Here is a 10,091-nt window from a genome sequence, read left to right as displayed (position 1 = left end):
CCGGCCAGGATGCCGGCCGCGATCAGGGCCAACAGGATCCCGAGCACCAGCAGAGTCCAGCCCCAGGCCCGCAGATCACCCACGACGATGTGGGCCCCGGCGACGAAGACGTGCGACCGGTTGATCGCGGCGACGCCGTTCAGGCCGTTGAAGAGCGCCAGGATGAACACCAGCACACCGGCGAAGGTCACCATGCCACTCGGGCAGCAATGGCGCATTCCGCGCGTCCCACTCGCACCGGTCGCCGAGGAAGCAGGAGACACCATGAGACACCTCCAGTGCGGTCCCGCCCGTCCCCCGGTTGAGGGGCGACGGGAACTCCGCCGAGCGGCTCCTACGGACCAGCCTAGGACCGCACCACGCGGGGGGCGCGACGTACCCTGCTCAGCCGGCTGCCCGCGCCTGCGGAGCGCCGAAGGAGGAACGGAGGATCCGGCCGCTCACGGCCAATACCCAGGCAGGGAAGGCCGTCCCCGGTGGCACTGTCCTGCGTAGTCTGCCCGACCACACCGCTCTTCAACTGGCCCGCCCTGCCCGACACGATCGTCCCGGACTTCCCGCTCACCAACATGAGCTTCAACCTCTCCTACTCGGACAGCGACCTCTGACCGCCAACGTCCTAGGGTGGTGATGTCGGGCCTGCGTGCCGGACGGGAGCCACGATCATGGGCGAGGCGTTGCTGCGGCCGAGAGCCCCGTGTGCCCGGGACTCTCGCTGGGTGACCGTGGCCGCGGCGGTGGGGCTGCTCGCGTCCCTCGCCTACAGTTCGTTCCCGCTGCAGTGGGTGGTGGGGTCGCGGCTGAGCGTGATCCGGTCGTACGTCAGCGAGCTGTCCGTGGCGGGCCAGCCCGAGGCCATGGTGTTCCGCGTGGGCGACACGATCGGCGGGGTGGGCCTGGTCGTCCTCGCAGCGGGCCTCGCGGCCTCGTGCGCCCGCGGGAGCCGGCGCGCGGTGGCCGCCGCGATCGCCCTCGCGATCACCGGGCTGAGCTCGGCCGCCGACGGCCTGTGGCCGATGCCCTGCGCGCCGTCAGCCGACCCGGTCTGCCGCGCCCAGGACCGGAGCACCCTCACGGCACAGCTCACCCAGACGCACACGCTGGCCAGCCTGCTGGAGTTCACGGCCGCGGTGATCGCCGCCGTGCTCTTCGGTACCGTACTGCTCCGCCTGCCGGGCCACCACCGGCTCGGCCTGTTCACCCTGGCGGCCGGGCTCGGGGCGGGGACCCTGGGGCTCGGGGAGATCGCGATGGTGCTGGCCGACTCGCGGGCGGTCGGCGTTCCCGAGCGCGCCCAGGTCCTGCTCGTCTCCCTGTTCTGCGCAGCCCTTAGCGTCCACCTCCTGCGCCGGCGAGCCGGTCGGCCGTCGTGAGCCCGCCCTCGAACATCGTGGTGATGCCGAGGGATTCGTCCGGCCCGGGCTACGCCCTGCGGTCGTCCACGAAGGCGCATTCGCCGCCGGGCCTGGGCTCGAACGGCCACGCCGTCCGGGTCGAAGGTGCGGCGCGCGGCCTCGGCCAGCTCGGATGGCTTGTGCGGGGCCTGCAGCCAGGATGTACCTGCGGACGGGCCATGCGGAACGGGCCTCGGAGCACCTTGCTGGACAGTCCCCGGCTCTGGCGGGACCCTGGCCGCAAGCGCGCCGACCGCTCCCGCGCGGGGCCGGGCAGCCGGTACGGAGGGCCGTTCGACCCTGGTACCGCGACGGGGCGCGAGTAGCGTGGGAAGTGGCCTGCAGGGCGAGCGAGGGAGCTCGGCCGGAGCGGCTTCGGATGGTCAAACTGCGCTGTTCGGGGCCGATCTCGACGGTCGGGCTGAGAGGCCGGAAGGGTGTCGACGAGCCCCCGACGGCGACCTCCACCACCTGATCCGGGCAATTCCGGCGTAGGGAGCCCACCTTGCAGGTTCCATCATGGGGAAGGTAGGACGGCCCGGTGCCGGTCCCCCGGTGCCCGCGGGATCGGCATCGGGCCGTTCGCGCCTAGGGTAGGTCGCGCTCGTCCGACCCTTGCGTCGAGTTCACCCGGCGGCGTCGGGGTACCGCAGAAGGGCCCCCAGCGCGCCGGGGAGGGGGAGTTCGTCGTGGGGGACGACGACGAGTTCCGCGCCGGTGCCGACGACCGCGCGGATCAGTGCGGCGTCAGCCGGTTCCTCCCAGCTGGACTCGATTCCGATGTCTGTCAACTCCTCCCGTGTCAGGCCGATCTGCTTCGGCGCCATGCCGACCCACAGCCGCTGGTGCAGGTCGAACGGGTCATTGATCAGGACGGCTTCGGCCTGGCCCCGGCGCAGAGCGGCGACCGTGTCCGCAAGCCCCTCGGCCGCGCCGCTGCCGCGGGCACGGCGGGCCAGGAACCGTTCCACGCAGGCGTGGTCACGGGCGGACAGCTGGCCGCGGAAGAGGTAGTCGAGTTCCTCTTCCAACAGCGCGCGCTCGGGTTCGACGTCCGGGCCGCTGCTGTCGATTCCGACGAGTCGCGGGCGCAGGCGCTTGGGCAGTTCGCGGGCGATGGTGTTGCGGGCCCGGTGGTCGCCGGACAGCACGATCGCCTCGGCCTCGCCGCGGTCAGCCAGGTCGGCGATTCGGCTGGCGACCTCCACGGCGGTCTGCCGCCACTCGTCGGCTGGGACCTGTCGTCGGGTGCGGTGTTCGGGCGCCACGCGGGCGGTGGGCCAGCGCCCGGCCTCGACGATGGCCTCGACCTCGGATTCAGCCGCGCGGGCACCCGGCGGCTGGGCGACCCGGTGGACGGTTGCGGCCACGTACGGGATGTCCGGGGCATGTTGGAGGGCGAGCGGCATCGCGTCGGGGACCATGGTGAGCCGGGCCGTGTCGCTGGGCGGTGGCTCGGGCAGTTCCTCGGCGAGGGCGAGGCGCCCATGGGCGGCGAAGATCGCCTGGCCGTGCCGGCCGGGAAGGTCGCGGTCGGTGCCGACGACCTGGGCGACCGCCCCCGTGGTGGCCGTGTCGGCGCCCTGGGCGGCCAGTTGGGCCTCCAGGTGGCGGCGGCGCAGCTCGATCGCGCGGTCGGGGTCGTCGAGGTCGCGCGAGGTGTCGACATACGCACAGGCGTAGGGGCCCTGGCGCGCGTACAGCGGGCCGAGGAAGGTCAGTTGCATGATCGGCTCCCTGGACGTGCCTAGAGACCCTGAGCAAGCAGGAGTTCGTGGGCGAGGCGGGCGGCGCGGGCCGGACGTTCGGGGTCGGGCTCCTGGTCGGGGATCTCCTCCATGCCCTGGACGAGGGCGCGGATGGCCTGGCCGAGGGACCGGACCTGGGCCTCCAACATCTCCACGCGTTCGACGGCGCTCTCGAGGTCACGGCCGGGAGGGTGGAGGCCGGTGGTCGGGGACTTCGGTGAGGGGTGCTGGGCCATGATCGGGCTCCTGTGGGATAGGAATTACGCGGCGGGGGGTGATCAAGCCGTAGTGACCGTCATAGCGGTGGTAGAGGACCTTGCCCCGTCCGGTTGACTCATCGGCGTAGAAGACGAACGGCTGGTCGAAGGCGTCGATGCGCCGTCGTGCGACCGTGGGATCTATCCGGGGTGCGGGGGTGGGGCTGACAGTCAACGGCCCGGCGACGGGACCGAGTTGGTCGGGGTGGGGGTGGACCTGAGCGAGCCGGTAGCCGGTGGGCGCGGTGCGGTAGAGGACGCTGTCCTGGCTGGTGTTGATCTCGGTGAACAGGTGGAAGCCGTAGTCTCTGGCCGGCCACTGGTTCGGTTGTCATCGGATCTCCTTCGTTCGCTGCTTCGGCCTCACGGCTGCGGCCGAGCGACCGTCAGGTGTGGCGGGTCAGGCCGCCGATCCCCTGCGCCGGTGCGCCGGGCGTTCCGGGTCGAAGGACCCGTACGTCGGCGCCGGAGAGCAGCGCGGACCGGACCGCGGTGTCCGCGAGGTCCGCCCGCACCATCGGTGTGCGGCCCGGGGCCAGGGAGGCGGGCTGGTCGGCGATGTCGGTGGGGCCGGGGCCGAACCAGGCGGTGCGGCGTCCGGCGAGCCCGTCGGTGATCAGCAGGGTGCGCAGTGAGCCGTCGGCGATCGCGCGCATGGTCGCGTACGTGCCCTCGACGGTGTGGCCGCGCGGTGAGCGCTCGTCGTCGAGTCGGTGCAGCAGGGCTGCGGTTGCCTCGCGTCCGGCGCGGCAGGTCTCCGCCTCGATCTGGGCCATGCGCTGCGGCCAGGCACCGTCCGGGCTGCGGCTGCCGCTGACCGGCCGGATGGACACGTCGCGGCGGACCCAGGTGGGCAGGTGCTTGGTGAGGTACTGGCGGGCGCGGACGTCGCCGGCCAGCATCAGCACGTGGGCGTCCACCTCGGCCAGCGCCGTGACGAGTGCTTCGGCGACCTGGACGGCGTTGTGCTCCCAGGAGTCCTCCGCCCGGTGCTGGTAGCGCATCTGGGACCAGCCGCCGGGCTGGTTTCGCTCGATCTCGTCGTCCGCGCCGATAACGGTCCGGCGGGCGCCCTCCGTGGCACCGTCGGGGTAGAGCCGCAGGTCCGCTCCGGTACGGTCGACAACGGCGACCACGTGCGCGGGGTGATCCTGGCGCCAGGCCAGCAGCGGCAGCAGGTGCGGCAGGGGCGCCCGCAGGACCAGGTCCCCTTGCTCGCAGCCCGGCAGGACGGCCGAGTGCACCACCTCTCCGCCCGCCGCGAAGGCCGCGAGCACGCCGGAGCCGGGCTGGGAGGAGAGGAAGCGCCGGGTCAGGGCATCCAGCTCGTGGGCGCCTGCCCCCTGATCGGCGAGGTTGCGGCAGAGCTCCTGCCAGCGTTCCTCGGCGTCCAGGCCCATCTCCGGACGCGGATCGAGGTCGAAGTAGACCGACAGGAACGGGCCGGGTACGGCAAGCAGCGCTCGCAGGGCGTGGGTGTCGGTCTCTGTTCCAGTAGTCATGCGAGTCCTCCTCGAATAGTCATGCGAGTCCTCCTCGAAACGGTCCGCCCTCGACTGCGGGGACCACGACGACGGGGCAGGGGGCGTGCTCCACGCAGTGCCGGCTCACCGACCCCAGCAGTGCCCTCTCGAAGCCGCCGTATCCGCGGCTGCCCACCACCAGGAGGTCGGCGCCGCGGGCATGCTCCAGCAGCACCTCGGCGGCATCACCCCGGACGGCGCTCTGCCGGATCTCCACGGGCGGCTCGGGGCCCACGACCTCTTCGACGGTCCGGGCCAGCGCCTTCTGCGCGGAGCGGTCGATCTGGGGATCGGCCGCCGTCCTGGCCCAGGCGGTGATCGTCGGATATGTCCAAGCCGTCACCACCTCGACCACGGCGCCCGTGAGCCGGGCCTGGTCGACGGCCCACCGCAGCGCCAGCCGCGAGACCGCCGAACCGTCCACCCCCACCACGATGCGGCGCCCCCTCCGGTCCCCACCGGCCGTGGTGGACCTCGTTCCCTTTCCCACAACACCACCGTGCCCAGCCCACCCGCCCCGGTCCAAGGTCCGGTCGCCTCCACCGGACGGGGCCACCCGGCCCTGCCGGCTCTCGGGACGCGACGCCGGGATGAACGTCCAGAGCGGCGCGGTCTAGCCTGGATCCGGGAACCTTGTCGTCGGCGGATGCGGGCGGATGATCCGATGGTGGACAGCGGGACGGGACCGAGTTCGCCCAAGAAGCGGCGGACTCGGGAGGGCTCGAGGCAGGGTACGACGTCGACCAGCACCAGCCCTGCCACCCTTGCCCGCGCCGCCGGATCGGTGAGGGCGGCGATAGCGGCGAGCCCGCCCAGTGAGGCGCCGACGACCACGCACCCCGGCGGCTCAGTGCGCAGCATCGCGGCGACGTCTTCCGCGCACGGAGACAGCGCCCGAGCACGGCCGTCGCTGTCACCATGGCCTCGCTGGTTGAAGGCCGCGCAGCGGAACCCGGCACCGACGAGGACCTCGCTGACCGGCGCCCACACCTGACGACGTTCGCCACCGGCATGAAGCAGGAGATAGGTCGGTCCGGCACCGACCTCCTCCCCTCACAGGATCGCGTCAGGGCGAGCAATCCGCCGCGCCCGCGGGACGGTCGGGCCGATCATGAGACCGACACCTCACCCTCTCTCCCGCGCGCCCGAAGAAGTCGGAGCGCCAAGGACCGGTCGGTTCCCCCGAGCCGAACGCGACATCTCATATCGCCCGAAGGGGCGCGCTGGGAACCGAACGTACACCGAGCTGTATGCCCGCTGAAGGCGCGACGACACGAGTACGCCCCCCAGCCAGCACAGCGGTGACAGATGGCGCGACCAAACAAACCCTATCTCGACCAGTCACAATCGGGCGGTCATGAGTTCCGCCACCGGCCGAGCGGGGGCGCGTGTGCGATCCCACAGACGGTCAGTTAGCGGTCGGTGAGGATGCCCCGCAGTCGGTCCCGGTCCGTGACGAGGACGCAGCCGAGCGCTTCCAGCCCGGCACTGCCGCGCCGCCGAGGGACGACCGGGGCGGGGCTCACGCTCCACGCGTGCTCGCTGGCAGCCGGGTGCGGGCGATCCGGTCGATGTCCCCTCCTGTGACGATGCCGATCGGTCGCCCGTCCTGCAGGACGAGGATGGGCGGCGGGGCCGTCGCGCGGTCCAGGACCTCGACCAGGTCGTCCCCGGGGGCCGCCACCAGGCACCCCGAGAGCGGGGTGGCCAGCTCGCGGACCCGCAGCTCGGCGCGGCGGGCGGGTGGAACCACCGAGAGACGGCGCGGGTCGAGGAGTCCGCTCGCGCGGCCGGCCGGATCGACCAGGGCAACCACCGGGTGCCGGGCGCGCACTGCGGGTTCGGCGAGGAAGCCGTCCACGGTGAGCCAGTCGGGACCGGTGGCGACCGGGAAGGTCATGGCCTGGGCGACCCGGGTGCCGCGCAGGGCGGTCACCAGTGCGGCGCGGCGGACCTCGGCCTGGGCGGACGACCACATAAAGAGCCCGATGAGCAGCAGCCAGAAACCGGTCCCGTCGCCGCGGAGGAACTCGATCCAGCCGACGGCGCCGAGCAGCAGGCCACCCGCCTGGCCGACCCGTCCGGCGACCCGCTCGGCCTGTTCGCGGTCACCCCTGCGCCACCAGACCGCCGCCTGGAGAAGCCGTCCGCCGTCCAGGGGTGCGGCGGGCAGCAGATTGAACACGCCGAGCAGCAGGTTGGCCCAGCCGGCCCAGAGCAGCACAGCCGCGGGCATCGTCCAGTGCAGCGCGTGTTCCGTACCGAGCCCTGCGGCTACGAAGAGGCCGCCGAGGACCAGGCTGGTCAGCGGTCCGATCCCGGCGACGGAGAACTGGCGGCGGGGGCTCGGCGGGCGTCCCATGCGGGTGATGCCGCCGAGTGCGAAGACCGTCATGTCGTCCACCCGGATGCCGGCCCGCCGTGCGGCGACGGCGTGGGCCGTCTCGTGCAGGAGCAGGCTCAGGGTGAGCAGCAGCGCCCCGACCAGCCCGGCGAGGCCGTAGACGGTGCCGGAGCGGCCGGGAACCCAGGCCGGGAGGGTCTGTCCGGCCAGACCAACGCCGAGGAAGAGGACCAGGACGGGCGCGCTCCAGTGGATCCGCAGCGGTACGCCGAAGATCCTTCCCAGCGGTGCGGACCCGCGCATCATCACACTCCTTCCGAAGCCGTCTGCGGTCCTGCTCGACTTCCACTGTGCCCACGTCGCGTGGCCCGGCCCAGGGCCGTCCGGGCTCGGTTCCAGGGCCGTCCGGGCCCCGACCGGGACGTGGGCGGGCAGCGGTGGGTCAGGCCCCGTGGTGGAGCCGATCGGGATCGACGAGGATGCGCTCGGCCCCGGCGCTCCGCGGCGTGGAGCCCGGAGCCGAAGCCGGCTGCGCCGTAGCAGGCGGGAGTTGAGGACGGCCCGGCACGCCCAGGCGTCGAAGTCGTCCGGCAGACGGGTGTCCTGGTTCCCGGGGTCGTAGCGCAACGCCGGAGCGGAGCCCATGAACGCGTGCACCCGCAGCGTGAGCGGCGGGTCGGCGATGCCTCACATCTGGGCCCTCTGACGGAAGTCCGTTGGTGGGAACTCCAGTTGGAGGTCGACGAACATGGTCGCGAGATCGAAGAGCCGATGCATCACAGGCATGCCGCTGCCGCAGAGCAGCAGCCGCGCCCGGTTGGGCCGCTGCGTTCGCTCCAGCCGCCGGACCTCCACGCTGACCGCGGCCGGCAGAGCGCACCGAGGTTGTCAGTGCCCGCCCGAAGAGGGACGGTGGAGGTGTCGCGATCGCGACGGCCGATCGTGCCTGTTCGGCCGGTGAGGAGTAGAAGCCATGACCGGGATCGGGGACCGTATCGCGGAGCTGTTCCGGATCAAGGCGAACCGGGTGCTGGACCGCGTGGAGGATCCCAGGGAGGTACTGGACTTCGCCCACCTGCAGCAGCTGGAACTGCTGCAGCAGGTGCGGCGCGGTCTCGCGGACGTGGCGACCAGCCACAAACGCCTGGAGCTACAGGAGGCCGCTCTGCGGACCTCGGAGCGGCGGTTGGAGGAGCAGGCCCAGCAGGCACTCGCGGTCGGACGGGAGGAGCTGGCCCGCGACCTGCTGACCAACCGGAAGCGCGTGCGCGGTCAACTGGCCGACCTGGCGGAGCAGGAGCCGCAGCTGGAAGCGGAGGAGAAGCGACTCACCGGCGTACTGCGCGGGCTGGAGGAGAAGGTCGAGGCCTTCCGTCTGCGCAAGGAGACGCTCAAGGCCGAATACACCAGGGCGGAGGCCGAGACGCGCGTCGCCGAGGCGGTGTCCGGCGTCGGCCGGGACCTGGGCGACGTGGGTGCCGCCGTGCAGCGCGCGAACGACCGGATGGAGCAACTTCGGGCTCGTTCGGCGGCGCTGGACGAGCTGATGTCCTCCGGCGCCTTGGCGGACCTCACCAGCCCGGCCGGACCCGACGAGGTCCGGGGTGAGCTGGAGCGGATCACCGCGGACCAGGAGGTGGAGGTCGAGCTCGAACGCCTGCGGGCGGGGCACCCCGCCGTCTCCGCCCCCGAGGGCGAGGGCGGAGACGGGGGAAGCACGGGCCGCAGGCGTGCGGCGTCCGGCGGCGAGTCGTCGGTGTGAGCCGGCCCGGGGCCCGGAGCCGCTCGTTCACAAGGTGTCCGCGCCGCCGTCATGGGTCGCGCGCCAGGTTTGGTACGCCTCCAGCGCGGTGGGCAGAGTGGGGAAGATTCGCTCCGGGCCGACGGACTCCGTCAGACCGTACGCGTCCAGGTCGTCGAGGAGGTCCTGTTTGACCCGCGCCATGCCGAAGACCACGCCGCGCCCGGTCAGTTCACGGCGCAGATCCTCCACCGCGTCCAGTGCGGTGATGTCGACCTCCACGTTGGACTCGGCGTTGAGCACGAACCACCTCACCGGGGCCGTCTCGTCGGCCACCGCAGCCAGCGCCCGGCTGCGGAAGTCCTCAGCGTTGGCGAAGAACAGCGGGGAGTCATAGCGGTACACCACCAGCCCGGGGATGGTGCGGGCCTGGGCGTAGTCGTCGACATCGTGCATGCCGGCCAGGCCGGGGACCAGCTCCTGGATCGCGTCGTGTGGCCGCGCCACCCGGCTCAGCAACTCGGCCATCGACAGCCCGACTGCCACCAGCACCCCGTACAGGATGTCCAGGACGAGGACGCCGACCAGACAGCCGATCGCCAGCAGCAGCTCCCGGAGGCGGAAGGCGGCCAGCCTCCGGAAACCCGGCAGGTCGAGCTTTGCCCCGTGACGTGGACGCCCTGACACTTGGATCTTGACGATCCAGGAAGGGAAGTCCAGGTGGGACGTCCGTCGAAGTACTCGGACGAGTTCCGTCGTGATGCCGTCGCGCTGTACCGGGCCTCGGAGGGCAGGCGCACGTTCGCGGCCGTCGCGAAGGAGATCGGGGTCAACCACGACCCTGCGGAACTGGGTACGAGCCGCCGATGCCGAGCCGTCGTCGACCGGGCAAGCACTGAGCGCCGATGAGCGGGCGGAGCTCGTCCGGCTGCGCAAGGCCGAGCGCGAGTGGCAGGTCGAGACGGAGATCCTGCGCCGGGCAGCGGCCTATTTCGCACGGGAGATGAAGTGAGGGCCCGCCGCTGGGACTTCATCTCCGCCCATGCCGCCGAGTTCGGCGTCCAGCGGCTGTGCGAGGTCCTGG

General features: G+C 72.2%; 11 protein-coding genes and 2 pseudogenes. 4 read left to right on the top strand and 9 right to left on the bottom strand.

Annotated features, from left to right (window positions below):
• A partial coding sequence (locus ACWC9T_RS39145) for a DUF7144 family membrane protein (RefSeq protein WP_449825806.1) occupies nucleotides 1-194 on the bottom strand: 194 nt, incomplete at its 3' end.
• Nucleotides 195-476: 282 nt separating this feature from the next.
• Between ACWC9T_RS39145 and ACWC9T_RS39140 the strand changes: the two genes are divergently transcribed.
• A complete protein-coding gene (locus tag ACWC9T_RS39140; RefSeq protein ID WP_449825805.1) occupies nucleotides 477-608 on the top strand; it encodes a hypothetical protein in 132 nt (43 codons plus the stop codon).
• A gap of 111 nt (nucleotides 609-719) precedes the next feature.
• The gene (locus ACWC9T_RS39135) at nucleotides 720-1,373 is read left to right on the top strand and encodes a DUF998 domain-containing protein (protein ID WP_449825804.1); all 654 of its coding nucleotides are present in this window, start codon (nucleotides 720-722) and stop codon (nucleotides 1,371-1,373) included.
• A gap of 647 nt (nucleotides 1,374-2,020) precedes the next feature.
• Here the strand turns inward: ACWC9T_RS39135 and ACWC9T_RS39130 are convergent.
• The 7 genes from ACWC9T_RS39130 to ACWC9T_RS39100 form a co-directional block, all read right to left on the bottom strand.
• Nucleotides 2,021-3,121, bottom strand: coding sequence for a baeRF2 domain-containing protein (locus tag ACWC9T_RS39130; protein WP_449825803.1), 1,101 nt, complete (start codon nucleotides 3,119-3,121; stop codon nucleotides 2,021-2,023).
• Nucleotides 3,122-3,141: 20 nt separating this feature from the next.
• The gene (locus ACWC9T_RS39125) at nucleotides 3,142-3,378 is read right to left on the bottom strand and encodes a hypothetical protein (protein WP_449825808.1); all 237 of its coding nucleotides are present in this window, start codon (nucleotides 3,376-3,378) and stop codon (nucleotides 3,142-3,144) included.
• Nucleotides 3,320-3,574, bottom strand: a complete 255-nt coding sequence (locus ACWC9T_RS39120; RefSeq protein WP_449825802.1) for a sigma 54 modulation/S30EA ribosomal C-terminal domain-containing protein — start codon at nucleotides 3,572-3,574, stop codon at nucleotides 3,320-3,322. Before ACWC9T_RS39120 ends, ACWC9T_RS39125 begins: the two co-directional genes overlap by 59 nt.
• Before the next feature lie 211 nt (nucleotides 3,575-3,785).
• A complete protein-coding gene (locus ACWC9T_RS39115; protein WP_449825801.1) occupies nucleotides 3,786-4,901 on the bottom strand; it encodes a baeRF2 domain-containing protein in 1,116 nt (371 codons plus the stop codon).
• A gap of 19 nt (nucleotides 4,902-4,920) precedes the next feature.
• On the bottom strand, nucleotides 4,921-5,346 hold the full coding sequence (locus ACWC9T_RS39110) for a universal stress protein (protein WP_449825800.1): 426 nt from the start codon (nucleotides 5,344-5,346) through the stop codon (nucleotides 4,921-4,923).
• On the bottom strand, nucleotides 5,262-5,942 hold the full coding sequence (locus tag ACWC9T_RS39105) for an alpha/beta hydrolase (protein ID WP_449825807.1): 681 nt from the start codon (nucleotides 5,940-5,942) through the stop codon (nucleotides 5,262-5,264). Before ACWC9T_RS39105 ends, ACWC9T_RS39110 begins: the two co-directional genes overlap by 85 nt.
• Before the next feature lie 502 nt (nucleotides 5,943-6,444).
• On the bottom strand, nucleotides 6,445-7,569 hold the full coding sequence (locus ACWC9T_RS39100; RefSeq protein WP_449825799.1) for a site-2 protease family protein: 1,125 nt from the start codon (nucleotides 7,567-7,569) through the stop codon (nucleotides 6,445-6,447).
• A 670-nt stretch (nucleotides 7,570-8,239) separates the two neighbouring features.
• Here ACWC9T_RS39100 and ACWC9T_RS39095 point away from each other — a divergent pair.
• Entirely contained in the window at nucleotides 8,240-9,028 is a 789-nt protein-coding gene (locus ACWC9T_RS39095; protein WP_449825798.1) for a PspA/IM30 family protein, read from the top strand.
• Nucleotides 9,029-9,055: 27 nt separating this feature from the next.
• Here the strand turns inward: ACWC9T_RS39095 and ACWC9T_RS39090 are convergent.
• Nucleotides 9,056-9,664: pseudogene (locus ACWC9T_RS39090) on the bottom strand (STAS domain-containing protein); the annotation flags it as partial.
• 63 nt (nucleotides 9,665-9,727) lie between these two features.
• On the opposite strand from ACWC9T_RS39090, the pseudogene ACWC9T_RS39085 reads away from it, so the two are divergent.
• Nucleotides 9,728-10,091 (top strand): annotated as a pseudogene (locus ACWC9T_RS39085) (transposase); the annotation flags it as partial.

The sequence above is a fragment of the Kitasatospora sp. NPDC001159 genome (assembly GCF_053598235.1).
Note: the sequence above shows the minus strand (reverse complement) of the source record. Positions and strands in the feature narration are given on the sequence as shown.